At 44.6% G+C, this 24,671-nt stretch carries 25 protein-coding genes and 5 tRNA genes; 10 read left to right on the top strand and 20 right to left on the bottom strand.

What is annotated here, in order from left to right; all coding sequences use genetic code 11:
- Positions 1-11: 11 nt before the first annotated feature.
- From nuoF to MTBPR1_RS01140, 16 genes are all read right to left on the bottom strand, one after another.
- A complete protein-coding gene (gene nuoF, locus MTBPR1_RS01215) occupies positions 12-1,295 on the bottom strand; it encodes an NADH-quinone oxidoreductase subunit NuoF (protein WP_069185716.1) in 1,284 nt (427 codons plus the stop codon).
- Positions 1,295-1,888 carry an NADH-quinone oxidoreductase subunit NuoE gene (gene nuoE, locus MTBPR1_RS01210; protein WP_069185715.1) on the bottom strand — a complete coding sequence of 198 codons (594 nt, stop codon included), beginning with the start codon at positions 1,886-1,888 and terminating at the stop codon, positions 1,295-1,297. The genes nuoF and nuoE overlap by 1 nt, the downstream gene beginning before the upstream one ends.
- Complete coding sequence (locus tag MTBPR1_RS01205; RefSeq protein ID WP_069185714.1) at positions 1,885-3,075, bottom strand: NADH-quinone oxidoreductase subunit D; 1,191 nt, start codon at positions 3,073-3,075, stop codon at positions 1,885-1,887. The genes nuoE and MTBPR1_RS01205 overlap by 4 nt, the downstream gene beginning before the upstream one ends.
- A complete protein-coding gene (locus tag MTBPR1_RS01200; RefSeq protein ID WP_069185713.1) occupies positions 3,075-3,683 on the bottom strand; it encodes an NADH-quinone oxidoreductase subunit C in 609 nt (202 codons plus the stop codon). The genes MTBPR1_RS01205 and MTBPR1_RS01200 overlap by 1 nt, the downstream gene beginning before the upstream one ends.
- An 18-nt stretch (positions 3,684-3,701) precedes the next feature.
- A complete protein-coding gene (locus MTBPR1_RS01195; RefSeq protein WP_420808119.1) occupies positions 3,702-4,250 on the bottom strand; it encodes a NuoB/complex I 20 kDa subunit family protein in 549 nt (182 codons plus the stop codon).
- On the bottom strand, positions 4,241-4,606 hold the full coding sequence (locus MTBPR1_RS01190; protein ID WP_069185711.1) for an NADH-quinone oxidoreductase subunit A: 366 nt from the start codon (positions 4,604-4,606) through the stop codon (positions 4,241-4,243). Before MTBPR1_RS01190 ends, MTBPR1_RS01195 begins: the two co-directional genes overlap by 10 nt.
- Positions 4,607-4,854: 248 nt before the next feature.
- Positions 4,855-4,931, bottom strand: a tRNA-Asp gene (locus MTBPR1_RS01185).
- Between the two features lie 325 nt (positions 4,932-5,256).
- A tRNA-Val gene (locus MTBPR1_RS01180) sits at positions 5,257-5,333 on the bottom strand.
- 36 nt (positions 5,334-5,369) lie between these two features.
- Positions 5,370-5,446, bottom strand: a tRNA-Val gene (locus MTBPR1_RS01175).
- Between the two features lie 137 nt (positions 5,447-5,583).
- Positions 5,584-5,856: an HU family DNA-binding protein gene (locus MTBPR1_RS01170; RefSeq protein ID WP_069185710.1), complete on the bottom strand. Its 273-nt coding sequence runs from the start codon at positions 5,854-5,856 to the stop codon at positions 5,584-5,586.
- Positions 5,857-6,143: 287 nt separating this feature from the next.
- The gene (gene lon, locus MTBPR1_RS01165; RefSeq protein WP_069185709.1) at positions 6,144-8,555 is read right to left on the bottom strand and encodes an endopeptidase La; all 2,412 of its coding nucleotides are present in this window, start codon (positions 8,553-8,555) and stop codon (positions 6,144-6,146) included.
- Between the two features lie 152 nt (positions 8,556-8,707).
- Positions 8,708-9,973 carry an ATP-dependent Clp protease ATP-binding subunit ClpX gene (gene clpX / locus MTBPR1_RS01160; RefSeq protein WP_069185708.1) on the bottom strand — a complete coding sequence of 422 codons (1,266 nt, stop codon included), beginning with the start codon at positions 9,971-9,973 and terminating at the stop codon, positions 8,708-8,710.
- A 202-nt stretch (positions 9,974-10,175) separates the two neighbouring features.
- Complete coding sequence (clpP, locus tag MTBPR1_RS01155) at positions 10,176-10,784, bottom strand: ATP-dependent Clp endopeptidase proteolytic subunit ClpP (protein WP_276204523.1); 609 nt, start codon at positions 10,782-10,784, stop codon at positions 10,176-10,178.
- A 138-nt stretch (positions 10,785-10,922) separates the two neighbouring features.
- Complete coding sequence (tig, locus tag MTBPR1_RS01150) at positions 10,923-12,356, bottom strand: trigger factor (RefSeq protein ID WP_069185706.1); 1,434 nt, start codon at positions 12,354-12,356, stop codon at positions 10,923-10,925.
- An 82-nt stretch (positions 12,357-12,438) separates the two neighbouring features.
- Positions 12,439-12,523, bottom strand: a tRNA-Leu gene (locus tag MTBPR1_RS01145).
- Between the two features lie 79 nt (positions 12,524-12,602).
- Positions 12,603-14,057: a bifunctional ADP-dependent NAD(P)H-hydrate dehydratase/NAD(P)H-hydrate epimerase gene (locus MTBPR1_RS01140; RefSeq protein WP_069185705.1), complete on the bottom strand. Its 1,455-nt coding sequence runs from the start codon at positions 14,055-14,057 to the stop codon at positions 12,603-12,605.
- A gap of 74 nt (positions 14,058-14,131) precedes the next feature.
- Here MTBPR1_RS01140 and MTBPR1_RS01135 point away from each other — a divergent pair, with 74 nt between their 5' ends.
- The 7 genes from MTBPR1_RS01135 to MTBPR1_RS01105 all read left to right on the top strand — a co-directional run bounded on the left by MTBPR1_RS01135 (position 14,132) and on the right by MTBPR1_RS01105 (position 20,419).
- Positions 14,132-15,385 carry a D-amino acid dehydrogenase gene (locus tag MTBPR1_RS01135; protein WP_069186060.1) on the top strand — a complete coding sequence of 418 codons (1,254 nt, stop codon included), beginning with the start codon at positions 14,132-14,134 and terminating at the stop codon, positions 15,383-15,385.
- Positions 15,386-15,475: 90 nt separating this feature from the next.
- Positions 15,476-16,105, top strand: coding sequence for a ParA family partition ATPase (gene parA, locus MTBPR1_RS01130; RefSeq protein ID WP_069185704.1), 630 nt, complete (start codon positions 15,476-15,478; stop codon positions 16,103-16,105).
- Positions 16,105-16,737, top strand: a complete 633-nt coding sequence (locus MTBPR1_RS01125) for an NUDIX domain-containing protein (protein ID WP_069185703.1) — start codon at positions 16,105-16,107, stop codon at positions 16,735-16,737. The genes parA and MTBPR1_RS01125 overlap by 1 nt, the downstream gene beginning before the upstream one ends.
- 94 nt (positions 16,738-16,831) lie before the next feature.
- A complete protein-coding gene (locus MTBPR1_RS01120) occupies positions 16,832-17,830 on the top strand; it encodes a cysteine synthase A (RefSeq protein WP_069185702.1) in 999 nt (332 codons plus the stop codon).
- A gap of 130 nt (positions 17,831-17,960) precedes the next feature.
- Positions 17,961-18,818 carry a 3-mercaptopyruvate sulfurtransferase gene (sseA, locus tag MTBPR1_RS01115; protein WP_069185701.1) on the top strand — a complete coding sequence of 286 codons (858 nt, stop codon included), beginning with the start codon at positions 17,961-17,963 and terminating at the stop codon, positions 18,816-18,818.
- A 99-nt stretch (positions 18,819-18,917) separates the two neighbouring features.
- On the top strand, positions 18,918-20,084 hold the full coding sequence (metC, locus tag MTBPR1_RS01110; RefSeq protein ID WP_069185700.1) for a cystathionine beta-lyase: 1,167 nt from the start codon (positions 18,918-18,920) through the stop codon (positions 20,082-20,084).
- Positions 20,085-20,128: 44 nt separating this feature from the next.
- The gene (locus MTBPR1_RS01105) at positions 20,129-20,419 is read left to right on the top strand and encodes a DUF6460 domain-containing protein (protein WP_069185699.1); all 291 of its coding nucleotides are present in this window, start codon (positions 20,129-20,131) and stop codon (positions 20,417-20,419) included.
- Here the strand turns inward: MTBPR1_RS01105 and MTBPR1_RS01100 are convergent.
- The gene (locus MTBPR1_RS01100) at positions 20,416-20,793 is read right to left on the bottom strand and encodes a response regulator (protein ID WP_069185698.1); all 378 of its coding nucleotides are present in this window, start codon (positions 20,791-20,793) and stop codon (positions 20,416-20,418) included. The two genes, MTBPR1_RS01105 and MTBPR1_RS01100, sit on opposite strands and share 4 nt — an antisense overlap.
- A 177-nt stretch (positions 20,794-20,970) precedes the next feature.
- On the opposite strand from MTBPR1_RS01100, the gene MTBPR1_RS01095 reads away from it, so the two are divergent.
- Entirely contained in the window at positions 20,971-21,375 is a 405-nt protein-coding gene (locus MTBPR1_RS01095) for a bacteriohemerythrin (protein ID WP_069185697.1), read from the top strand.
- Between the two features lie 30 nt (positions 21,376-21,405).
- On the opposite strand, the gene MTBPR1_RS01090 is transcribed toward MTBPR1_RS01095, so the two are convergent.
- Complete coding sequence (locus MTBPR1_RS01090) at positions 21,406-21,621, bottom strand: hypothetical protein (protein WP_069185696.1); 216 nt, start codon at positions 21,619-21,621, stop codon at positions 21,406-21,408.
- A 112-nt stretch (positions 21,622-21,733) separates the two neighbouring features.
- Here MTBPR1_RS01090 and MTBPR1_RS01085 point away from each other — a divergent pair, with 112 nt between their 5' ends.
- On the top strand, positions 21,734-21,949 hold the full coding sequence (locus MTBPR1_RS01085) for a DUF1653 domain-containing protein (protein ID WP_069185695.1): 216 nt from the start codon (positions 21,734-21,736) through the stop codon (positions 21,947-21,949).
- Positions 21,950-22,022: 73 nt separating this feature from the next.
- Here MTBPR1_RS01085 and MTBPR1_RS01080 read toward each other — a convergent pair.
- Positions 22,023-22,099 (bottom strand) — tRNA-Arg (locus MTBPR1_RS01080).
- Positions 22,100-22,135: 36 nt separating this feature from the next.
- Positions 22,136-22,429 carry an ETC complex I subunit gene (locus MTBPR1_RS01075; protein WP_069185694.1) on the bottom strand — a complete coding sequence of 98 codons (294 nt, stop codon included), beginning with the start codon at positions 22,427-22,429 and terminating at the stop codon, positions 22,136-22,138.
- 181 nt (positions 22,430-22,610) lie between these two features.
- On the opposite strand from MTBPR1_RS01075, the gene MTBPR1_RS01070 reads away from it, so the two are divergent.
- Positions 22,611-24,647: an ATP-binding protein gene (locus tag MTBPR1_RS01070; RefSeq protein ID WP_069185693.1), complete on the top strand. Its 2,037-nt coding sequence runs from the start codon at positions 22,611-22,613 to the stop codon at positions 24,645-24,647.
- Positions 24,648-24,671 lie beyond the last annotated feature (24 nt).

Here is a 24,671-nt window from a genome sequence, read left to right as displayed (position 1 = left end):
CAATCTATCTCCTAAGCTGCTGCGTTCTTCGCAGCGTTATATGCTGCGATACGAGCTTCCATTTCCGGACGGAAATGTTTGATGAGACCTTGGATCGGCCACGCCGCGGCATCGCCAAGGGCACAGATTGTGTTACCTTCAACCTGTCGTGTGACAGCTTCAAGTAAATCAATCTCTTCCACAGTAGCGTTACCAACGACCATGCGATGCATCATACGCTGCATCCAGCCAGTCCCCTCGCGACACGGTGTACATTGACCACAGCTTTCATGATGATAGAAATCAGAAAGACGTGTGATCGCCTTAATAATATCCGTATCTTTTTTCATCACGATAACAGCCGCCGTTCCCAAACCAGAACCATGTTCACGCAGACCATCAAAATCCATGATCGCGTTGTCACACATCTCTTTGGTCATCACCGGAACGGAAGACCCACCAGGGATCACAGCCATCAGGTTGTCCCAACCGCCGATCACGCCACCGCAGTGTTTTTCCAAAAGCTCTTTCATGGTGATGCCCATGGCATCTTCAACAACACAGGGGTTATTAACGTGACCTGAGATCCCGTATAATTTTGTCCCTGTGTTGTTTTCACGACCGATACCCGCAAACCAAGAACCCCCGCGACGCAGAATTTCTGGCGCAACAGCAATTGATTCAACATTATTTACAGTCGTTGGACAACCATAAAGACCGGAGCCTGCCGGGAAAGGAGGCTTCAGACGAGGCTGACCTTTCTTACCTTCAAGGCTTTCGATCAGAGCTGTTTCTTCACCACAAACATACGCCCCCGCACCGCGGTGAACGTAAAAATCAAAGTCCCAACCATGGACGTTGTTTTGACCAATCATCTTGTTTGCATAACATTCATCAATGGCGGCTTGTAAAGCTTCAGCTTCACGTACAAATTCACCGCGAATGTAGATGTAACAAGCATGAGCCTGCATGGCGAAAGAGGCGATTAACGCACCTTCGATCAGTGTGTGGGGATCATTGCGCATGATCTCACGGTCTTTACAGGTGCCGGGCTCGCCTTCATCAGCGTTGATGACCAAATAATGTGGACGATCGCCCACTTCTTTAGGCATGAAGCTCCATTTGATACCGGTAGAGAAACCCGCACCACCGCGACCACGAAGACCGGAAGCCTTCATTTCTTCGATGATCCAGTCTTTACCTTTTTCAAGAATACCCTTGGTGCCATCCCAGCAACCACGCGATTGCGCGCCCTTAAGGCTTTTATCCTTAAGACCATAGATATTCGTGAAAATGCGATCCTTATCACTAAGCATTAAGCATCTCCCGTCAAGCTGGTCAATTCACCAAGCGGTGCAGCCCCGGTGCGACCGTTTTGTGGCCCTGTTGCAGGTTCTTTACCAGAGCGCAGATCGTTGATGATCCGCGTGGCGTCTTCCCCTGTCAGGTCTTCAAAATAATCGTCGTTGATTTGCATCATCGGTGCGTTCGAACAAGCGCCCAGACATTCCACTTCCCACAGGGTGATCAAGCCATCAGCAGATGTCTCACCTGTGTTAATTTCAGCCGCTTGCTGAACAGCTGTGACGATATCGTCAGAACCGCGCAGCCAGCAGGAAATGTTGGTGCAAACCTGTACGTGGTGTTTACCCACAGGTTCTTTGTTGAACATGGTGTAAAAAGTAGCCACTTCATAAACGCGTACAGGTGCCATACCAAGCATGTCGGCAACGACATCCATGGCAATTGTTGGCAACCAGCCGTATTGGCGTTGCGCCAAATCCAGCAGCGGCATACATGCGCTTTGTTGTTTACCTTCTGGGTACTTGGCAATGTGTTTTTTGGCAAGTTCCAGATTTTCTGGTGAAAACTCAAAGCTATCCGGTTGTTGAAAATTCATATTACTCATCGATCAATCTCACCGAAAACAATATCAAGGGAACCGATGTTTGCTGTGATATCGGCCAGCATGTGCCCTCTCGACAGGAAGTCCATGGCTTGTAAGTGAGCAAAGCCCGGTGCGCGGATGTGACAGCGATAAGGTTTGTTTGAGCCATCTGAAACCAGATAGACCGCAAACTCGCCTTTTGGCGCTTCAACCGCACAGTAAGTTTCGCCCGCAGGGACCTTGAAACCTTCTGTGAAAAGTTTGAAGTGATGGATCAACGCTTCCATGGAAGTTTTCATCTCACCACGCATAGGTGGTGAAAACTTATTATCCGTACATTTAACCGGCTCACCCACACAGGCATCCAGCTTGTCACATGCTTGAAGGATGATTTTGCACGTTTCATACATTTCAAGAACACGCAGGTAGTAACGGGCAAAACAATCGTTTTTGCCTTTACCGACCGGAATGTCGAAATCAAACTCTTCATATGAATCGTAAGGTTGGCTTTTGCGCAAATCCCAAGGCACACCAGAACCACGCAAGTTTGGACCAGAGAAGCCCCAATCCTGTGCGTCTTCAAGGCTGATTTCACCAATATCAACTGTGCGCTGACGGAAGATGCGGTTATCAGTCAAAAGTGTTTCAATATCTTGAACAACTTTTGGAAAACGCTCTGCCCATGCACGAACATCATCGGTTAAACCCGCAGGGATGTCTTGTGCAACACCGCCCGGGCGATAGTAGTTCATGTGCATACGTGCGCCACAGGCACGTTCGCAGAACTCATAAAGCACTTCACGCTCTTCAAAACCCCAAAGGAACGGTGTCATCGCACCAACATCCATGGCGTAGGAACAAACGTTCATCAAGTGGTTTTGAATACGACCAAGTTCAGAGAAAAGAACACGGATATACTGGCCACGTTTTGGAACTTCCATCCCTGTCAACTTTTCAATAGCCAGACAGAAGGCATGTTCCTGATTTTGTGGAGCAACATAATCTAAACGGTCAAAATACGGCGTACCTTGGCTATAGATTTTGTTTTCCAGCAGCTTTTCCGTCCCACGGTGTAAAAGACCGATATGGGGGTCAGCACGATCTACAATCTCACCATCAAGCTCCAGAACCAGACGAAGCACACCGTGTGCTGCGGGGTGCTGGGGACCGAAGTTAAGATTGTAGGTTTTAATTTGATTATCAGACATTAGGCATTGCCCTCCGCTTTCTCATCGCCCGGCAGAACGCCTTGCAGACCTTCCCATGGGGACAGGAAGTCAAAGTTACGGAAGTCCTGAGTAAGTTTTACTGGTTCATAGACAACGCGTTTTTGCTCATCATCATAACGCAGTTCAACATAGCCCGTTAGCGGGAAGTCTTTGCGCAGTGGGTGTCCCTCAAAACCGTAATCCGTCATAATACGACGCAGGTCAGGATGGCCATCGAAATAGATGCCATAGAGGTCCCATGCTTCACGTTCAAACCAGCCAGCTGCACTAAACACCCCTGTCACACTTGGCACAGGTGTATCTTCGTCAGTGGTGATTTTAACGCGCACACGCAGGTTGTGGCTTGTGCTCAACAGATTGTAAACAACGTCGAAACGTTCTTCACGCTCTGGATAATCAACACCACAAAGGTCCATCATGAATTTGAACAGGCAGTTCGCATCATCGCGCAGGAATGTCAGAACCTTACAAACAGAATCACGGCGAGCATGAACAATCAGCTCCCCGTTGAGAATTTCTGTTGAAGTCACGTCTTGTGCAAGCTTTACAGCAAGGACATCACAAAGTTCGTTTAAAGCTTCAGTCATATGTAAAGACCCCTTCCCTTAGCGGAACAACGTACCTGTGCGGCGGATTTTCTTCTGTAATTGAAGAATGCCGTACAGGAGCGCTTCTGCAGTTGGAGGGCAACCCGGGACATAAATGTCAACGGGAACGACACGGTCACAACCACGTACAACGGAATATGAATAATGATAATACCCACCACCGTTCGCACAGGACCCCATAGAGATCACATAGCGGGGTTCTGCCATTTGGTCATACACACGACGAAAAGCAGGAGCCATCTTGTTGGTTAAAGTACCCGCAACGATGATCACATCTGATTGACGCGGTGATGGACGTGGAACCACGCCAAAACGGTCAAGGTCGTAACGCGCCATATAGGCGTGCATCATCTCTACCGCACAACAAGCCAAACCGAAGGTCAAAGGCCAAAGTGAACCGGTACGTGCCCAGTTCACAACCTTATCTAACTGCGCAACGACGAAACCACGATCTTGGATTTCGTCGGTAACAGCTTTTAATAGTTCGTCTTGTTCCGTCCCCGCAGGGATCAGTGCTTGAGAGCCGGGCTTGGAATCTACTCCCATTCCAGAGCTCCTTTCTTCCATTCATAAACGAAACCGATGGTGAGAACACCAAGGAACACCATCATTGACCAAAAACCAAACACACCAATATTGCCCAGTGAGATAGCCCACGGGAACAAGAAAGCGACTTCAAGGTCGAAGATGATGAAAAGGATGGCAACCAAGTAGAAACGTACATCAAATTTTGTACGTGCATCTTCAAAGGCTGCAAAGCCGCATTCAAATGCGGAGTTCTTTTCCGTATCGGGGCGCTGTGGCGACACGATAAACGGTGCAACGATCATAATCCCGGCGATCGCGATAGCAATGCCAAGGAAAATAATGATCGGTAGATATTCTTGCAGGAGTGCTTCCATTGTAGCGTTCCTTTAATGCCTTGCGAATTAAACCCGATAGACCTATCTAAAAATGAAAGGCTAATGGAGCAATCCGAACGAAGGCTCTTCATAAAACAAAAAAATTTCTAAAGAGAATTCCGGTGATTTAACGTCGCAACATTTTCTTTTTAAAAGCGATCTCCCCTTTGATCGTTAGGTGCTTTGTAATTACACCTGCGTTGCGCCGTTAACCCATTTATATCGTTATGGGCCATCCGGCAATAGAATGGCGAGAGTGACGAGACTCGAACTCGCGGCCTTCGGCGTGACAGGCCGACGCTCTAACCAACTGAGCTACACCCCCACTTAGGTAGGTTTTGGTTTTTAGATCACCGCGTAACTACTGTCAAGTAAATGGAAAACGTAGGTTTTTGCTGCAATGCGCAATCTTTTTTGTATTGATTTTATGAAGCCTATGAAAAGCTTTGATACAGCGTGTATAACAGGTATCTCTAATGTCTATTACTGTTTAATATGAATATTTTAGTAAATATTTTTTTTGATTATGCGGGTGCATAAATAGAGAAAATAGAGGCTTTTGGATTTTTTCAATATTTTCGAGTCTTTGGTATGAAGAACTCATCATCCAAAAAACAAAAAAGCCGTCTTAAAAGACAGCTTTTTGAAGATGGTGGGCGTCGAGAGATTCGAACTCCCGACCCCCTCGGTGTAAACGAGGTGCTCTAACCAACTGAGCTAGACGCCCTTCATCTTAACAACTTCTTGAACATTCAAATTTGAATGGTGGGCGTCGAGAGATTCGAACTCCCGACCCCCTCGGTGTAAACGAGGTGCTCTAACCAACTGAGCTAGACGCCCCCAAGAAGTTGAGGTGTTTATAATCTAATTTTTTAGCGATGCAACAGTTATTTTAAGAAAAAATCACATGCACTAAAAAAAGTAAAACCGGCTACCTTTCGGCAACCGGTTCCACAGGATACATGAACAGTGTAAACTTAGTTCACGGCGTCCTTTAAGCCTTTACCAGCTTTAAATTTCGGCTGTTTAGAAGCCGGAATTTGAATTTTTTCGCCGGTACGTGGGTTACGACCTTCAGAAGCAGCACGTTGTGCTACAGAGAAAGTGCCGAAACCTACAAGGCGAACTTCGTCGCCAGATTTTAGTGCGTCAGTGATAGCGCCGAAAACGCCGTCAACTGCTTTTGAAGCATCAGCCTTGGAAAGACCGGTGCCAGAAGCAACTGCAGCCACAAGATCGTTCTTGTTCACCTGGGCCCCCTATAAAGTGGTTATTATTTAAAAAGCGAAGACTTTTGATTGTTTCCAACCAATTGTCGAAGACTGGCAAAGTTTACTTTCGCGATCTGCCTGCGTCAATCGAAGATACGCAGAAAAACGTTGTTTTTTCGCTTTTTTCAGCCTGTTAACGCTCACATCTATAGATCAAGTTATAGATGTTCTAAAAAATTAACTCTGGATAGTGTGGTTTGAGGTTTGCACAAACAAAAACACCACCTTTTGACAGGTGGTGTTTTCAATGATTCTCGTTGAAAAATCTAATGTGTCATAACACCGTTAGATTCTTCATCTCCAGATGTGGATGAAATCTCAGCCTGATTCTCTTCTTCTTCGTCCCATTCAATAGGAACAAGAGGTGCTGTTAAGGCCGTTTCAAGTACCTCATCAACATATTGAACGGGCATGATTTTCAAACCGCGTTTGACATTATCCGGGATTTCTTTCAAATCCTTTTCATTGTCATGGGGAATGAGGACTGTCTTGATGCCTGCGCGATGGGCAGCAAGAAGCTTTTCTTTCAACCCACCAATTGGAAGAACGCGACCACGCAAGGTCACCTCCCCTGTCATCGCAACATCTTTTCGAATAGGAATACCTGTCAGGGCAGAAACGATTGAAGTCACCATGCCAACACCCGCACTTGGGCCATCTTTTGGCGTAGCACCTTCAGGAACATGGACGTGAATGTCTTTTTTGCTAAAGACAGTTGGTTTGATCCCAAAAGAAACACTTCGTGACTGGACATAAGTTGTTGCAGCTTGAATAGATTCTTTCATCACATCACCCAGCTTACCCGTAAATTGGGCGACACCTTTACCCGGTGTCACAACAGCTTCAATTGATAGAATTTCACCGCCAACTTCTGTCCAAGCAAGACCTGTGACAACACCAACCAGATCTTCTTCTTCAACTTCACCGTAACGGAACTTCTTAACACCTGCGTATTTTTCAAGATTACGCGACGTAATGTTCACTTTCTCTGACTTCTTAAGCAGAATATCACGGGTTGCTTTGCGACATAACATGGCGATTTCGCGCTCAAGGTTACGTACACCGGCTTCACGCGTGTAATAACGGATCAGATCACGAATAGCACCTTCTGAAATTGACCATTCACCTTCTTTAAGTCCAGCAGCTTTTTTCTGCTTGGAAATCAGGTGACGTTTGGCAATTTCGACTTTTTCATCTTCTGTATAACCAGATAGACGCAAGATTTCCATACGATCCAGAAGTGGTTGCGGCATATTCAAAGAGTTTGCCGTTGTTACAAACATCACATCTGAAAGATCGTAATCCACTTCCATATAGTGATCTTGGAACTTATCGTTTTGTTCTGGATCAAGAACTTCAAGCAATGCTGATGCTGGGTCGCCACGGAAATCACTGCCCATTTTTTCAATCTCATCAAGAAGGAAAAGCGGGTTTGATGCCTTGGCCTTTTTCATACCTTGAATGATTTTACCCGGCATAGAACCAATGTAGGTACGACGGTGACCACGAATTTCAGACTCATCGCGCACACCGCCAAGCGCCATACGGACATATTTACGTCCTGTTGCACGGGCAATGGATTTACCCAATGAGGTTTTACCCACACCAGGAGGGCCAACCAGACACAGGATCGGGCCTTTCATCTTTTTAGTACGTTGTTGAACAGCCAAATATTCAAGGATACGTTCTTTGACTTTTTCCAGACCATAATGATCCTCATTGAGAATCTTTTCAGCCAGTGCCAAATCTTTCTTCACCTTAGAGCGTTTTTTCCAAGGAATTGTCAGCATCCAGTCCAGATAGTTGCGCACAACCGTGGCTTCTGCAGACATGGGGCTCATGGACTTAAGCTTTTTCAATTCACCCAGTGATTTCTCACGGGCTTCCTTTGAAAGCTTGGTCTTTTTGATCTTATCTTCAAATTCGCTATTTTCATCTTTACCGTCTTCACCCTCGCCCAGTTCGTTCTGAATGGCTTTGAGCTGTTCGTTCAGATAGTATTCACGTTGTGATTTTTCCATCTGACGCTTAACGCGGTTACGGATTTTCTTCTCAACTTGAAGAACGCCAATTTCAGTTTCCATAAAGGAGAACACACGCTCAAGACGGTCAATCACAGCCGGCATTTCAAGTAGTTCCTGCTTCTCAGAAATCTTGAGCGCAAGATGAGAGGCAACCGTATCTGAAAGTTTACCGGACCCTTCGATCTGGTTAATGGAAACCATCACTTCAGGCGGGACTTTTTTGTTGAGATTTACATATTGCTCAAACTGCGTCACCACAGAACGGCCCAAAGCTTCAACTTCTTCGTCTTCACCTTCTTCTTCAGGAATTTCACTTACGCTAGCCTGAAAGAAATCTTCAGTTTGCGTATATTCGTCAATACGGGCACGACGACCACCTTCAACGAGAACTTTTACAGTCCCGTCTGGAAGCTTGAGAAGTTGCAGAACAGTCGAAACCGTACCCACTTCATAAATATCTTCGGCTTTTGGATCATCATCCGTTGCGTTTTTCTGAGCGACGAGGAGGATTTGTTTATCTTCCTTCATAACATCTTCTAGCGCACGCACGGATTTTTCACGCCCGACGAAAAGCGGCACGATCATGTGCGGGAAAACGACAATGTCACGAAGTGGCAGGACGGGATAAGAACCGTCAGAATTATTTTCGAACATAAGACCCTTTTTCAAAACTGTCTGTTCAGTAATTACGACCCCTATCACAGGCGATCGTTGATTTAAGTTATCTTAGACTAAAAAGAATTTAGCTCCCAAGAAGAAAACTTCAAGGGAGCTAAAAAAGTAATAAAAAACTATGAAAAAAGCCTTTAAGCGCTTGAATCAGCTTCTTCAGGCTTATCTGCATAGATTAAAAGCGGGCTGGCGTCGCTATCAACAGCTTCTGTGTTGACGACAACTTCATCAACATTGTCCTGCCCTGGCAGGTCAAACATCGTATCAAGTAGGATTCCTTCCATGATGGAACGAAGCCCACGTGCACCTGTTTTACGCTCAATCGCCCTGTCCGCGATTGAAACCAAAGCGCCTTCTGTAAAGGTCAGATCAGAATCTTCCATTTCAAAGAGACGTTGATATTGTTTAACCAATGCATTTTTCGGTTCTGTCAGAATGCGGACCAACGCCTCATTATCCAAATCTTCAAGGGTTGCAAGCACAGGCAAGCGACCAACAAATTCAGGAATGAGACCAAATTTCAACAGATCTTCCGGCTCCATCCCATGAAGGATATCACCAACGCCGCGATCATCTTCGCTGCGCACATCTGCGCCAAAGCCGATGGATGTATCACGACCACGCTGAGAGATGATCTTATCAATACCAGCAAAAGCACCGCCACAAATAAACAGGATGTTCGTGGTATCAACTTGGAGAAATTCCTGCTGCGGATGTTTGCGCCCACCTTGTGGGGGAACAGAAGCAACAGTGCCTTCCATAATTTTCAAGAGAGCTTGTTGAACCCCCTCGCCCGATACGTCACGTGTGATGGACGGGTTATCGGATTTACGAGAGATTTTATCAACCTCGTCAATGTAAACGATACCGCGTTGTGCGCGTTCCACATTGTAATCTGCTGATTGCAACAGTTTGAGAATGATATTTTCAACATCTTCACCCACATAACCGGCTTCGGTCAATGTGGTGGCATCTGCCATTGTGAACGGAACATCAAGAATACGTGCCAGTGTTTGGGCCAAAAGCGTTTTACCGCAACCCGTTGGACCCACAAGCAGGATATTTGATTTCGCCAGTTCAACTTCACCTGTTTTACCAAGGTGGTTTAGGCGTTTGTAATGGTTATGTACGGCCACAGAAAGTACGCGTTTTGCGTGACGCTGGCCGATGACGTAATCTTCAAGAACGTCAAAAATTTCTCGCGGGGAAGGAACGCCCTCTTCGGATTTGCTCAGGCTCGTTTTATTTTCTTCACGGATAATATCCATGCAAAGTTCAACGCACTCATCACAAATAAAGACGGTAGGCCCGGCGATCAGTTTGCGGACTTCATGTTGGCTTTTGCCACAGAAGGAGCAGTAAAGTGTGTTTTTTGAGTCGTCACCGGAAGACTTAGTCATGTTTTCTCCGTTATGCGGTGTTTGACACCTGTTTGATTTTTTAATCTACATACAGATTAGCCCGACTTTAGTTCAGACTACAATGCCTAAAATGAACTTTTAGACAGGAAAATGTCATAAAATATACGTATGGATGAAACAACTTGTGTGCATTGGAAATGAAAACGCCCGCTGGGTGAGCGGGCGTTTTGCAATATTCTAATTATGTTTCATCATCTTCTGAGGTTGGTCGGGTACTGACGACCTCATCGATCAAGCCAAATTCCTTGGCTTCTTCTGGCTGCATGAAGCGGTCACGCTCCAAGGCATCTTCGATTTGTTCGAGCTTTTTACCAGTGTGATCAACGTAAATCTCATTCAAACGACGTTTCAGGGCAAGAATCTCACGAGCCTGAATTTCAATGTCGGTTGCTTGGCCTTGGGCCCCACCACTTGGCTGGTGAACCATGATACGAGAATTTGGCAGTGCATAGCGTTTACCAGCTGTACCAGCAGCCAACAGCAAGGACCCCATAGAACAGGCCTGACCAAGACAAACGGTTGATACATCCGGGCGGATATATTGCATGGTGTCATAGATGGAGAGACCAGATGTCACAACGCCGCCGGGGGAGTTGATGTACATAGCAATGTCTTTATCTGGGTTTTCAGATTCCAAGAACAAAAGCTGTGCACAAATCAGGCTGGCCATATGATCTTCCACTTGGCCTGTCACAAAGATAATACGTTCTTTTAACAGACGAGAATAAATATCATAGGCGCGTTCCCCACGGTTGGTGGTTTCTACGACCATCGGGACCAAGTTGCTCATTACGCTCAAAGGATCGTGCATTATATTTTCGTTCCATAAATTGCATTAAAAAACCCACCTCACGAATGCAAGGTGGGTTTAAACTACGAAGCCTTTTCAATTCCCGCAAGGGGAAGATGATGAAAAGTTCGAAAAAGATTACTCTTCGTCTTTAGCTTCTGCTTTTTTCTTAGCTGGAGCCTTTTTCTTAGCTGGTGCTTTTTTCTTTGCAGCGGCTTTTTTCTTAGGCTTAGCTTCTTCTTCTTCGTTCAAAGAATTCATCAGGTCTTCAGCTGTTACTTCTTTGTCAGAAACGTCAGCAAGCTCAAGGATGAAGTCTACAACTTTTTCTTCAAACAACGGTGCACGAAGTGATTCGATAGCCTGTGGGTTGTTTTTGAAATATTCAAACACAGCCTGTTCTTGACCAGGGTAACGACGCGCTTCGTTCATAACCGCTTCGTTGAGGTCTTCTTGTGAAAGTTCCAGCTCGTTTACACGGCCGACTTCAGCAAGGACCAAACCAAGACGTACACGACGATCAGCGATCTTCGCATATTCTTCTTTCAGCTCATCATCAGATTTGCCTTTGTCAGCTTCGTCGATTTGATCTGGGTTGTTTTTACGCGTTTCTTCGTATTGGCTCCAGATTTGATCGATTTCGCCTTGAACCAATGTTTCAGGTAGCTCGAAAGAATGTGCTTCGTCCAAAGCGTCCAACAGGTGCTTTTTAACGTGCTGGCGTGTCATTTGTTCAAACTCTTTAGAGCGTTCTTCACGAATCGCATCTTTCAGAGCGTCCAAAGTTTCCATGCCGACTTTCTTGGCAAGTTCGTCATCCAACTCAGCTGGTACAACTGTGCGGATTTCGTTTACTTTACATTTGAACAGGGCGTCTTTACCTGCAAGGTTTTCAGCGCCGTATTCTTCAGGGAACTTAACTTCAACGTCTTTTTCTTCACCCGCTTTAAGGCCGATCAACTGGTCTTCAAAGCCTGGGATGAATGTGTTGGAACCAACTTCGAGGTTGTAGTTTTCGCCTTTACCACCTTCGAACTCTTCGCCATCAACAGAACCGACAAAGTCGATAACCGCGATGTTGCCTTTAGCAACCTTCTTGGCTTTAGACTTAGCTGGCTCAGAAGATTTGTTAGAATCAGCGATACGTTCCAGTGTTTCTTGAATTTCTTCGTCCTTAACAGGAACAACCAGACGCTCAAGTGAAACTTTTTTGAAGTCCATCAGATCAAACTCGGGGAACAGCTCAACAGCCATTGTGAATTCAAGATCAGTACCTTCTTCGAATTTTGTGATTTCGATTTTAGGCTGAGCTGCTGGACGCAGTTCATTATCAGCAATTGTTTTTGCAGACGCTTCGTTTACAGCACCTTCCAAAACTTCGCCCATGATGGACTGGCCGTATTTCTGGCGCAGAACCTTCGCAGGAACCTTACCCGGACGGAAACCAGGAATTTTTACTGTTTTAGAAATTTCGCCGAGACGAGTTGTAACTTTTGTTTCAATGTCAGTCGCCGCAACGACAACAGTGTATTCACGGTTTAGGCCTTCGGCCTTGGTTTCAGTAACCTGCATGTTTGGGATCTCTATAAAGATGAGTTATACGAATTCGTTGAGATGAATTCGGTGTGGCTGCCAAAAAATGTAAGAGATTTTTTGGTGCGGGTGGAGGGACTTGAACCCCCACGGCTTGCGCCACCAGAACCTAAATCTGGCGTGTCTACCAATTTCACCACACCCGCATTTCAAAAAACCGTCTTCAATAGCGCCGAACGCCTCGAATCCAATTCGGCGCACACTCTATACATTCCCTGCGGCAAGTCAATAAGAAGAATGCATATTTTTTAATGTTTTTATTACGCTAGGCAAAATATCGCCAATATCCTCAGCAATCAGCCCTTCTTGAAAGGCCTCAGCACATCGCCCATGAAGCCAACTTGCAAGAGATGCCGCTTTAAATCCATCCAAACCTTGTGCAAAAAGCCCCAAACAGATTCCACTTAGAGAATCACCACTGCCTGCTGTGGCGAGCCAGGGTGTGCCAGAATCATTAATAACCGCTCGCCCATCTGGGGCGGCAATGACCGTATCGGGCCCCTTTAAAAGAACAGTACAATTAGATTGTTTTGCCGCAGCTTTGGCTTTTTCAAGTTTTGAGCCTGTGATTTCTGGAAAGAGCCGTGAAAATTCACCTTCATGAGGGGTGAGTATGGTCTCAGCATTGCGTTCTTTCCATTGCCAGTCTTTCAGCATGGTTAAAGCATCAGCATCAAGGATCAGCGCTTTTGAACTTTCCAAGAGCTGCTCTACAACCAATTGTCTTTTTTCACCAATGCCAAGACCGGGGCCAATAAGGAAAGCATTTTTGCGTGGATCATTAAGGTGAGTATCCAAATCATCATTAGAAACAATGTTTCCCGCTTCACCCTGTCGATAGATCATATAAGCCGCACCATGGGCACTTATTGTAATAAGCCCTGCCCCAACACGACGCGCACAAATGGCACCAAGCCGTGTCGCCCCCGTCATTTGTTGCCCCCCGATAATAACGCCGTGACCTTTTTTATATTTATGTGTTTCTTCATCAGGCCAAGGGAAATAGTCTTGCGGTTGGTTGACCTCTGTTTGCGGATTAATGGTTTCAATCACATGATCGGGAATTCCAATATCAGTGACAATCAATTCCCCGCATAGTTTTTTGGCAGGATAGAGATAATGGCCTGTTTTTGGACGACAAAAGGTAATGGTGAGGTTGGCAGGTAATGTGGTACCCAGAACCTGCCCCGTCCCGCCATGAATGCCACTTGGAGTATCAACCGCAACAACAGGAACCTGTAACTTTTTTGCAGCTTCAAGCGTTTGGGCAACAATGCCATCAACCTCACGGGCAAGCCCTGCACCAAAGATCGCATCAACGATTAAATCCGCGCCATGAAGATGATCTGGCGATAAAGGTAAAACATCATGGGCCCAACGATCTGAATTGATCTTGGCATCGCCTCTAAGCTTATCCCTCTCGCCCAATAAGAGGACTTGGGCTTTTAATCCTCTTTCTTCAAGAAGGCGCGCAACAACAAAACCATCGCCACCATTATTACCCGGGCCACAGAGAATAACCGTTTTTTTCGGGCTCCATCGTTTGGTGATTTCGCGGGTAATGGAAAGGCCCGCGGCCTCCATCAAGTCAATGCCAGCTAAGCCGCTTTCTATCGTAAGGCGGTCAGCCTCATACATCTCAGAAACAGATAAAAGACGGTTTTTTGTATTTTTCCCCATAGCTTCCTTGCCTTTAGCCCCAACTGCTTTTAAATACCAGTTCGTTACTATAACAAGAAACGGTGTATCTTGTCGTGAGAGTATTGGTCCTAGGCGCAGGGGTGGTTGGCACAACAACGGCTTTTTATTTAAAAAAGGCCGGACATGATGTTGTTGTGCTTGATCGTCAACTTGAACCCGCCATGGAGACCAGCTATGCCAATGGTGGGCAGATTGCTGCGGCTCACGCTGATCCATGGGCAAGTCCGGCAACCCCGTTTAAAGCCTTAAAATGGCTTGGTAAAAAAGAAGCCCCCCTTCTCTTTCATTTATTTCGTTTTGATCCGGCCTTATGGGGCTGGTGCTTAAAATTTCTGACAAACTGCACCGCAAAGAAAACCGATATTAATACGGAGCGCACGTTACGTGTGGCGCTTCACAGTCGGCAATGCCTTAAAGAACTTAGGAAAGAGATTGATCTAGATTATGATCATCGCGAAGAAGGCATTATTCATTTTTACCGCGACGAAAAAGAATTTGATCTAGCGGTACATGCGGCTGAGACCATGAAGAAATATGGTTTAAACCGTCAGGTTCTTTCCCCAGACCAATGTGTGGAAACAGAAAATGCGCTTGGTCATGTAAAAAACCGTCTTGTGGGTGGGATTTATTCAAAAGATGATGAAAGTGGCGATGCCCATCGCTTTACAAAAGCCATTGCGCAAAAAGCTGTGGATGATGGTGTTGAGTTTCACTTTGATCACCAGATCATTGAGCTCATACTTAAAAACAACAAGGCCGTGGGCGTAAAAACAGATCAAGGTGATTTCTTTGCTGATCAGGTGGTTGTCTGCCTGGGTAGTTTTAGCAAACACTTACTGGCAAAAAACGGTCTGAATTTGCCGATTTATCCAGCAAAAGGCTATTCAATCACCCTGCCCCTTTCTCATCCTGAAAAAGCCCCTCAAGTGAGCTTGACGGATGATGAGTTTAAACTGGTTTTTAGCCGTTTTGGAAATCGTCTTCGTGTTGCAGGCACGGCTGAACTTGGTGGATATAGCACGGCGGTGAATGAACTTCGTGCGCAATTTATTTTAAATAAAACCATGGAACTTTTCCCCGGTTGTGCAAATCCAGATGATGTTGAATTTTGGGCAGGCTTAAGACCAAAAACACCAGATAGTGTGCCGCTGCTTGGTCAAACATCCATCGATTCTTTATATTTAAACACCGGACATGGCACCTTAGGCTGGACAATGTCATGTGGCTGCGCACAAATTTTATCAGACATTATTAGCCAAAAATCACCGAAAATAAGTCTTTCTGGCCTTGGTCTTCAGCGTTTCTGATTGAGGCGTTGCACCAATGGCTTGCTAATCGGTTTCGATAAGGTAACATTCGCGGCGTCAATTTGATGATATATTTATGGGGAGGCTTTAATGGCTGCCAAGATTCTAACCATCGCCCAACAAAAAGGTGGTGCAGGTAAAACAACTGTGGTTGCACAACTGGCAACTGCATATGCTGCACAAAAGAAAAACGTGGCATTGGTTGATATCGACCCACAGGCCAGCCTGACCTCATGGTTTGCAGAGCGCAAACGTTCCCTTGGTGAAGATAACCGCCTTGTGCTTTCAAGTGTGGGCGGCTGGCGTCTTAAAAATGAGCTAGACCGTCTGAAGCAAGATTTTGACGTGATCCTTGTGGATGCCCCACCGCACGCTCAAACCGAAGCCAGCATTGCCATTCGTTATGCAGATTTGCTTGTCATTCCGGTCCAGCCAAGCCCCATGGATGTTTGGGCAACAGCACCCACATTTAAGCAAGCCAAAAAAGAAAAAACCGATGCGATTGTTTTGCTTAACCGCATCCCGCCACGTGGCAAGCTTTTAGATAAAATCCGCAATATGCTTGAAGAAGACGAGCGCCCTATGTTGAAATCAACCTTAGGCAACCGTGTTGCTTTTGCCTCTAGCATGATCGATGGTCTTGGCGTTGTTGAATCAGAAAAACGCAGCACGGCAACCACAGAGATCAAAGCCTTGGCAAAAGAAATCTGGGGCAAATAATGGCGAAATCAAATTCTGATTATGCTGAGTTTAATAAAGATGACGTTGAAGTCATTGATAAGACGACTCCTTTTAAAAAGTATTTTCAGGTTGATGAATATACACTGCGCCATAAAAAACACGAAGGTGGCTGGTCTCAACCCATAAACCGTGAAATTTTTGAGCGCGGTCACGCCTCTGGCATGTTGCCTTATGATCCTGTGGCAGATGTGATTATCCTCGTTGAACAATTTCGCCCCGGCTCATTTGCAGCGGGTTATAACCCATGGCTTTTGGAAGTCCCTGCCGGGATCATTGAAGAAGGCCAAACCCCAGAAGATGTTGCCATTCGTGAAACACACGAAGAAACAGGCTGCACAGCCAAGCGTCTTGAGCTGATTGCGGATTATCTCGTTTCCCCCGGTGGTTCAACAGAAAGCCTGCATTTATATTGTGTAGAAGTCGATAGTACTGAGGCTCTTGAATTTGCAGGGCTTGAGCATGAAGGTGAACATATTCGTGTTTTAAAAGTCCCTGTGGCTGAGGCCTTTGACATGCTTGAAAATGGTTACATGCATAATTCAACAGGAATTATTGCCCTGCAATGGCTTAAAATGAACCATAAAGATATACGCGATAAATGGTGTAAATAAAAATAAATCACATTTACATTAGATTAAATATTGAATTATTCCAAATTAAGAACTATTTTCACTTCAACTGATTTTCATGTTGAAGAGAAAACTTATGGATATTCGTAACGGTTTTGTGGGCACTGTTGGTAACACGCCTCTTATTCGTCTTAAAAATGCCTCTGAAGAAACGGGCTGTGAAATTCTGGCAAAAGCAGAGTTTTTAAACCCCGGTGGCTCCATTAAAGATCGCGCAGCACTGGCTATTATTAGAGATGCCGAAGCCAAGGGATTGTTAAAGCCCGGTGGTGTGATCATTGAAGGCACAGCAGGCAATACGGGTATTGGTATTGCGCTTGTGGGGCGTGCGTTGGGTTATCGCAGTGTAATTGTGATGCCGGAAACACAAAGTCAGGAAAAAAAGGACATGCTACGCCTATGTGGGGCGGACCTTCGCCTTGTTCCGGCTGTACCTTATAAAAACCCAGATAACTATGTGCATTATTCGCGTCGCCTTGCCGAAGAACTGGCAAAGACAGAACCAAATGGGGCCATCTGGGCTAATCAATTTGATAATGTGGCAAACCGTCAAGGCCATATGGACACAACAGCCCAAGAAATCTGGCAGCAAACCGATGGTAAAGTTGATGGTTTTGTTTGTGCCGTTGGCACGGGTGGCACACTTGCGGGTGTTTCCATGGGGCTTAAAAAACATAATGAAGACATTCAAATCGCCATTGCAGACCCTATGGGGGCCGCGCTTTATAACTACTACAAAAATGGTGAGTTAAAGGCTGAAGGTTCCTCCATCACGGAAGGGATTGGTCAGGGGCGCATTACAGCAAACCTTGAAGATGCTGTGATTGATAAAGCCTATCAAATCCATGATGAAGAAGCCGTACTGATTGCCTTTGACCTGTTGAAAAGTGAAGGTCTATGTGTTGGTGGCTCATCTGGGGTGAATGTGGCAGGTGCCATTCGTTTGGCAAAAGACCTTGGGCCGGGCAAAACGATTGTTACAGTGCTGTGTGATAGTGGAACACGTTATCAGAGCAAACTTTATAATCCGGAATTTTTAAAAGAAAATAACCTTCCAGTGCCAGATTGGATGTGATTATTTCAAAGTGAATTAAAGGAGGGGCCATCCCTCCTTTTTTTATGGGGAAAACTGTAATTTTTCCTTGCCTTATGGCCTTTTAACGTGCCCAATATGTCAAAACCAATGCAACGATATGGGGGCAAAAATGAGCTTTAAAAACCCGCAAGGTCTTGTGACTACGGAATGGTTGGCACAACATATGGACGCACCTGATGTTCATATCGTGGATGCCACATACTTTTTACCTGTTGAAGGAAAAAGTGCAAAAGACGCCTATATGGAAGCGCGCATTCCCGGTGCGCAGTTTTTTGATGTAGACGAAATTGCAGATACTAAAAACCCCCTGCCCCATATGCTGCCAAGTGCTGAAAAATTTTCCTCACGGGTGAGAAAACTTGGCCTTGGTGATGGGGTTCGCATTGTGGTTTATGATTCTCGCCATGGCGGCTGTGCAGCTGCACGTGTGTGGTGGACCTTCCGTGTCTTTGGTCATGAAGATATTGCCGTTCTTGATGGTGGTTTAACCAAATGGATTGATGAAGGCCGCCCTGTTGAAGAAGGCCCCGTTGAACCCGTACAAGAACGCCACTTCACGCCACGGCTTAACAACTTCATTATTCGTGATAAAGCCCAGATGCTTAAAAATATTGAGCGCAAGCGTGAACAGATTGTGGATGCGCGCTCAGCTGAGCGTTACCGCGGTGAAGGGGCTGAGCCATGGAAGGTAACCAAAGTTGGTAAAATCCCGAATTCGCACAATGTGCCATGGGATAGTCTGATTGATAAAAATAAAGGCGGCATCTTTAAAACGGCTGAAGAAATCACAGAGCTGTTTGACCAAGCGGGCATTGATCCACGCAAACCCATGGTCGCAAGCTGTGGCTCTGGTGTAACCGCCTCTGTCCTCACCTTTGCGGCTTACCTTTTAGGCAATAAAGATGCGGCAGTTTATGATGGGTCTTGGGCCGAATGGGGTTCCAGTGAAGATACACCTGTTGAATAAACACTAAAATGATTTTGAGAAAAGCCCCGCTGTTGTGAGCGGGGTTTTTTATGTATAAGTTCTTTTAAGACACGCTGATTTAACCAAGGCCATACATAAATGAAAAAAGAAACCCATATCCTTCACGCTGGACGCAATGCTTCTGAGAATTTCGGCATTGTAAATCCGCCTGTTTATCATGCCTCAACCGTGACATTTCCAAGCGTTGATGCCATGAATAAAGCGGGTCAAAACCCCACAGAAGGTATTTATTATGGGCGTATGGCAACCCCAACATCGCAAGCTTTTGAACAATCTGTTGCAGCCCTTGAAGGCAGTGATAAAGCCATTGCGGTGCAATCGGGCCTAGCGGCTATTACCGGGGCAATACTGGCCTTTGTGAAACATGGTGATCATATCTTGGTGACTGATTCGGCTTATTTCCCCACTAAAAAATTCTGCAATACGGTGTTGAAGAATTATGGCGTGGAAACGACCTATTTTGACCCGAGCATTGGCGGGAATATTGAAAAGCTGATTAAAGATAATACCAAAGTCATTTTCACAGAATCACCGGGCTCCCTCACCTTTGAAGTGCAAGATATTCCGGCAATCACCAAGGTTGCCAAAGATCACGGCATTATCACCATGATCGATAATACATGGGCAGCAGGTTATTACTTTAATGCGTTTGAACATGGCTGTGATATTTCCATTCAGGCCGCCACAAAATATATTGGCGGTCATTCCGATGTCATGTTGGGCACAATCGCTTTGGGCCAAGACCTGTATAAAAAAGTGAAAACATTTGTTTATGGCCTTGGTTACTGCGCGGCACCAGATGATTGTTATTTGGCCCAACGCGGCATTCGCACCCTGCCCGCTCGCCTGAATGTGCATCAGGAAAATGGCTTGAAATTGGCGGGGTGGTTAAAAGAACGTGAGGAAGTTACAAAAGTACTTCACCCTGCTTTTGAAGATTGCCCCGGTCATGAGATTTGGAAGCGTGATTTCACAGGTGCCTGCGGGCTTTTCTCAGTTGTTTTGGATAGAAAATTCACCCCCACAGCAGTTGCTGCTATGTTGGATAATCTTGAGCTTTTCCCCATGGGCTATAGCTGGGGTGGATATGAAAGCTTGGTTATTCCGTTTGATCCAACAGGTGCCAGAGATGCTTCTGTCTGGTCTGAAAAAGGACCATGTCTTCGTTTCCATGCTGGCCAAGAAAATATCGATGATTTGATTAATGACCTTGAGAAAGGTTTTGAGCGGTTGAATAAGGCGTAATCAGCCCTTATAAGAATGTATCTAAACAGATCGGAAATGAAGTTATGGGCGAAGTTACAAAATATAACGGTGATACAAAGGCACAGACCATTGGCAAAACAGTTTTAAAACTGGCCTTGGTGTCCTTACTTGTCGGGCTTGTTATGTCTTGGTTTGATATTACGCCACAGTCCATTATGGAAAACTTTGGCGAAACGGTTGCAAAAGCCTATTCTACAATGACAGGCTGGATCCGCTGGATGGTGCCTTATATCTTGCTGGGCGCAACAATTGTTATTCCGATCTGGGCCATTCTTGCTTTGCTAAGAATGGGCGGGCGCAATAAATCTGATTAAGCGGCAAGAACGTTTTCAATCGTTTTTTTCAACTCAACAGCTTTGACCGGTTTTAACAAAGATGCATCAAAAAAGGCTTCTCCCATATTAACCGCGTCATTGGCGCTAATACGATCGGTGCCACCTGAAACTAGAATCTTCTTAACCGGATCACCCTTTTCAAGCAGTTTATTCATAATTGAAAAACAATCACCATCCGGTAAGAACATATCACTGATAATTACATCGAAATTATGGGCTGAGATTTTCTCTACTGCTTCATGACATGAAAAAGCCGGCACGATTTCATAGCCTGCAATTTCAAGAAACATACTTGTTGCTTCTGAAATACAAACATCATCTTCGATGAGTAAAATTTTAACGCCGTCAGACATAATTCTTACATTACCTTATGTTGTTGGCGGCAATCTACAGCACTATCACGTTCATGTTAAATATTGCTATTACCTAAGTAAGCTTACGGATGCAGCTTTTGAGGTGAAATATACTTCACAAACTTCAACTTGTTAGTTATAAAAGGTTCTATAAAAAATGAATGCCGAGGGACGCAAATGATACGTTTAGAATGGGATGACCAAACCTTTAGTGTTGGCCATCCAGACTTAGATTCTCAACATAAAAAATTGCGTGATGTAATTATCGATTTTGCAACGCATCTAAATATTGATTATTGCGAAAGTCAGGTACATGCAAGGCTACTTGGTTTTATTGAGCTGTCAAAAGAACACATGATGTGTGAAGAACAGCTTATGAAAACGCACGATTACCCTGATTCTGAAGCCCACCATAAAATCCACAAAGCGCACTTCATCAAACTTCTCTCGCTTGTTAGTGACGATGAGAAATATGAACAAAAAGACGTGGAACATATTATTGATTACCTTGCACAATGGTGGCTCTCACATATCCAGAATGAAGATATGAAATATAAGCCTTTTTTGAAGAAAAAAGACTAAGCTTACGCCCTAATGAACCGTACTACTCAATCATTTGGGTTTTGATAGTTTTAGGTAATCTCTGGCCGCTTGGAGAGTTTGTTCAACCTTTTTGCAAGAACACTTACATTGAAGTGGGTCATCAAGGTTTACAGCTCTTAGATTACCCCTATGTTCAACGCAAGGGGTGCAAATATCTTCTTTGATGACACGCAAATATGACTCAGCAATTTTTTTGAGCTCTTCAGGGTCATGATCATCAAGCATTTAACTACCTTGTTTAGGTGTTTTACTCTTAATGCATATTAGGTTAATTTAATTCAATTGAAAATTCATCCCCTGTTTAGGTGATAAAGATGAAACAAGAAAGCTAGGTATAATGTCACAAGTTAAAACTGGGCGTTACATTCACTACAAAGGGAATGAATATATTGTTATCGGCGTTGCTCAACATTCAGAAACAGCAGAGAAATTGGTCGTATATCAACCCCAGTATGGTGAAAAAGCTCTTTGGGTGAGGCCTATGGATATGTTTCTTGAAAATGTCACGATAGAGGGACAAACGGTCCCGCGGTTCAAATATATCGGTGATTAGTAAGCCTCAGGCTTAAAAAAAAAGCCCTTAGAAAGACATCTAAGAGCAATATAAACTTTATGCTAAAAAGAAATGGCGTGCCCAGAAGGATTCGAACCCTCGACCGTCCGCTTAGAAGGCGGATGCTCTATCCAGCTGAGCTATGGGCACCCATGAACAGGTTCTTTGTTTTAAGAAACCTGAAAATTAGATAATGCGATCAAGTGCGAAGTTATCCGCATAGTTTTTGATCTGAAGCTTGCGTGCTTTAGGTTCTTTTACTTCATAAGAAAGGTTTTTCTTTTCAGCAAAAGTAATCGCATTTTCTTTGCTGCTAAATTTCATTTGAAGTTGCTTGCGGGTATCCCCACCACCAGACCAGCCCATCAATTCGTCAGCACGCTCTGCAGCAATTGGATTAAATTCTAAAATCCAAGTGTTGGTTTTGGCGTGACCAGATTGCATAGCATTCTTTGCAGGTTGGTAAATACGAACGTCCATTGTCAAACACCTATCAAGATTTATAACAGCATCCTGCGTGAATGCCCCAATCTGTGCGTGGCGTCAAATGAATTTTTCAAAACTCATTGAAAAAACAGCAAACTAATAATCAATTTTCTTTAAGATTGCGAAAACCGTCAGGTTAATTCATGATAATCTTCTTATGGGAGAAGGTTTATTCATGGCAGCTAGAAAAAACAAGAATATCAACCTATCTAGCGTTTTTGATTTTTCTGAAGCGGCGCTTTACCTTGATAAGGATGCTAAAATCCTTGATGTAAATCCCTTAGCAAATAAGCTCTTTGGCTATTCCAAGGGTCACCTTAAAGGTAAAAGCGCAAAACTCCTGATCCCAGAAAGTTATGCAGAACTAAAATCCCTTCTGAGCATTCAAAATATTGCAGATAGCAAGAGAGTAAAACGTTTCAATAAGCGAGCAATCAATAGCCAAACAAAAAATTCAAATAAGCTGAAACTCGGGGTAAACTTATCCTTTATCAACTATCCAGATGAGAGAAACCGAATTGCGGTTCTTCTTTGTCTTGATATTACCTCACGCTTTAATGAACGAGAGCGCCGCCTTCAAGCTGAAGAAATGCTGCATGAAGCCATTGAAACGATCCCTGATGGCTTTGTTATTTATGATCAAGATGACAAGTTACTCACCTGTAACTCTGCTTATCTTGATATCTACAAAACCTCTGCTGAGGCCATGAAGAAAGGCGTTACTTTTGAAAAGATTATTCGCTATGGGATAGAGCGTGGCCAATATCCACAGGCGGGCCAAACTAAAGAAGAACAAGAAGAATGGCTTGTTGAACGTTTAAGACGCCACAGAAACCCCGATAAGGTGGTTATTCAACAAACTGATGAGGGCCGCTGGTTAAAAATTGATGAGCGAAAAACAAAACATGACCTTATCGTTGGAATCCGCACCGATATTACAGACTTAAAAAATGCTGAATATAACCTGATTGAACAACGAAAGCTTCTTGAAGAACAAGCCGTTGAGCTTCAAAACCTTGCACAAGAATATCTTGAAGAAAAAGAAAGAGCAGAAGCAGCCTCAAAAGCGAAAAGTGAATTTTCTGCTATTATCAGTCATGAATTGCGCACGCCCCTAACCGGGATTATGGGCATCACGGACCTGTTGCTTTCTTCTGAACTGCCTGCACAACATCGCAAGTATATCGAGGGGCTAAAGTCTTCTTCAAACAACCTTCTTTTACTACTTAATGATATTTTAGATTATTCAAAGTTTGAAGCTGAACAGGTAAGTCTTGAGCCTGTTGTGTTTGATTTTGAACAGCTCCTTAAAAATATTGTGACAACGTTAAAGCCCGCGGCTGATGAAAAACTTCTAAAAATTTTAAAAGAGGTTAGATCGGATATCTCACCGCTTGTTATTAAGGCTGATAAAACACGCTTGCGCCAAGTCATTTTAAACTATGCAACAAACGCCATTAAATTCACCCATTTCGGGGCTGTGGTGATCAGGGTCATGCTAAATGATGAAACGGCAGAAACCCTTAAATTACGTATTGAAGTCGATGATACAGGCATCGGCATACCTGAGGAATATAAGAGCAAGCTCTTTAAACCCTTTAGTCAGGGCGATAGTTCAACAACGCGTAAATATGGCGGCACCGGGCTTGGCCTTGCCATCTGTAAACAGCTTATCGACACAATGGGCGGTGACATTGGTTTTGAAAGTGAAGCCGGTGTTGGCAGTACATTCTGGTTTGAATGTAATTTCCCAAAAGCCCAACAGGCTGAACTGAGTGGTTTAGATACCAAACTCAATTCCTTAGGTGCATTAGACCATGGCCAACCTGCCCATCCGCTCAAGCTTTTGCTGGCAGAAGATAATCCCATTAACAGCAAAATCATCATGACGGTTCTTAAAAAGATGGGGTATGAGGTTGATTTGGCTCAAAACGGCCTTGAGGCTTTTGAAAAAGCCAAAGCTGATTCTTTTGATCTGATTCTCATGGACATGCAGATGCCAAAAATGGATGGGTGTCAGGCAACAGAGGAAATCCGCAAGCTTGATGGCGCGGTTGCCAACATCCCAATCATTGCCCTCACCGCAGATGTAAAAGCCGAAAAGAATGAACGCTATCAAAAGGCAGGGATTAATGCCTTTTTATCAAAACCTGTTGATTGGTTGCTATTAGAAGAAACAATCAAAAAATTGAAACAAGTCCCTGAAACGTAAAAAGCTTCGAAAAACCAAAAAAGG

Origin of the sequence: Candidatus Terasakiella magnetica (assembly GCF_900093605.1) — a bacterium.
Taxonomy (GTDB): Bacteria; Pseudomonadota; Alphaproteobacteria; order Rhodospirillales; family Terasakiellaceae; genus Terasakiella; species Terasakiella magnetica.
Note: the sequence above shows the minus strand (reverse complement) of the source record. Positions and strands in the feature narration are given on the sequence as shown.

Bases quoted from the DNA above. Each gene is read 5' to 3' on its own strand.
- nuoF (WP_069185716.1), bottom strand. From the start codon at position 1,295: ATGCTTAGTGATAAGGATCGCATTTTCACGAATATCTATGGTCTTAAG.
- nuoE (WP_069185715.1), bottom strand. From the start codon at position 1,888: ATGAGTAATATGAATTTTCAACAACCGGATAGCTTTGAGTTTTCACCA.
- MTBPR1_RS01205 (WP_069185714.1), bottom strand. From the start codon at position 3,075: ATGTCTGATAATCAAATTAAAACCTACAATCTTAACTTCGGTCCCCAG.
- MTBPR1_RS01200 (WP_069185713.1), bottom strand. From the start codon at position 3,683: ATGACTGAAGCTTTAAACGAACTTTGTGATGTCCTTGCTGTAAAGCTT.
- MTBPR1_RS01195 (WP_420808119.1), bottom strand. From the start codon at position 4,250: ATGGGAGTAGATTCCAAGCCCGGCTCTCAAGCACTGATCCCTGCGGGG.
- MTBPR1_RS01190 (WP_069185711.1), bottom strand. From the start codon at position 4,606: ATGGAAGCACTCCTGCAAGAATATCTACCGATCATTATTTTCCTTGGC.
- lon (WP_069185709.1), bottom strand. From the start codon at position 8,555: ATGTTCGAAAATAATTCTGACGGTTCTTATCCCGTCCTGCCACTTCGT.
- clpX (WP_069185708.1), bottom strand. From the start codon at position 9,973: ATGACTAAGTCTTCCGGTGACGACTCAAAAAACACACTTTACTGCTCC.
- clpP (WP_276204523.1), bottom strand. From the start codon at position 10,784: ATGAGCAACTTGGTCCCGATGGTCGTAGAAACCACCAACCGTGGGGAA.
- tig (WP_069185706.1), bottom strand. From the start codon at position 12,356: ATGCAGGTTACTGAAACCAAGGCCGAAGGCCTAAACCGTGAATACACT.
- MTBPR1_RS01140 (WP_069185705.1), bottom strand. From the start codon at position 14,057: ATGGGGAAAAATACAAAAAACCGTCTTTTATCTGTTTCTGAGATGTAT.
- parA (WP_069185704.1), top strand. From the start codon at position 15,476: ATGGCTGCCAAGATTCTAACCATCGCCCAACAAAAAGGTGGTGCAGGT.
- MTBPR1_RS01125 (WP_069185703.1), top strand. From the start codon at position 16,105: ATGGCGAAATCAAATTCTGATTATGCTGAGTTTAATAAAGATGACGTT.
- MTBPR1_RS01120 (WP_069185702.1), top strand. From the start codon at position 16,832: ATGGATATTCGTAACGGTTTTGTGGGCACTGTTGGTAACACGCCTCTT.
- sseA (WP_069185701.1), top strand. From the start codon at position 17,961: ATGAGCTTTAAAAACCCGCAAGGTCTTGTGACTACGGAATGGTTGGCA.
- metC (WP_069185700.1), top strand. From the start codon at position 18,918: ATGAAAAAAGAAACCCATATCCTTCACGCTGGACGCAATGCTTCTGAG.
- MTBPR1_RS01105 (WP_069185699.1), top strand. From the start codon at position 20,129: ATGGGCGAAGTTACAAAATATAACGGTGATACAAAGGCACAGACCATT.
- MTBPR1_RS01100 (WP_069185698.1), bottom strand. From the start codon at position 20,793: ATGTCTGACGGCGTTAAAATTTTACTCATCGAAGATGATGTTTGTATT.
- MTBPR1_RS01095 (WP_069185697.1), top strand. From the start codon at position 20,971: ATGATACGTTTAGAATGGGATGACCAAACCTTTAGTGTTGGCCATCCA.
- MTBPR1_RS01090 (WP_069185696.1), bottom strand. From the start codon at position 21,621: ATGCTTGATGATCATGACCCTGAAGAGCTCAAAAAAATTGCTGAGTCA.
- MTBPR1_RS01085 (WP_069185695.1), top strand. From the start codon at position 21,734: ATGTCACAAGTTAAAACTGGGCGTTACATTCACTACAAAGGGAATGAA.
- MTBPR1_RS01075 (WP_069185694.1), bottom strand. From the start codon at position 22,429: ATGGACGTTCGTATTTACCAACCTGCAAAGAATGCTATGCAATCTGGT.
- MTBPR1_RS01070 (WP_069185693.1), top strand. From the start codon at position 22,611: ATGGCAGCTAGAAAAAACAAGAATATCAACCTATCTAGCGTTTTTGAT.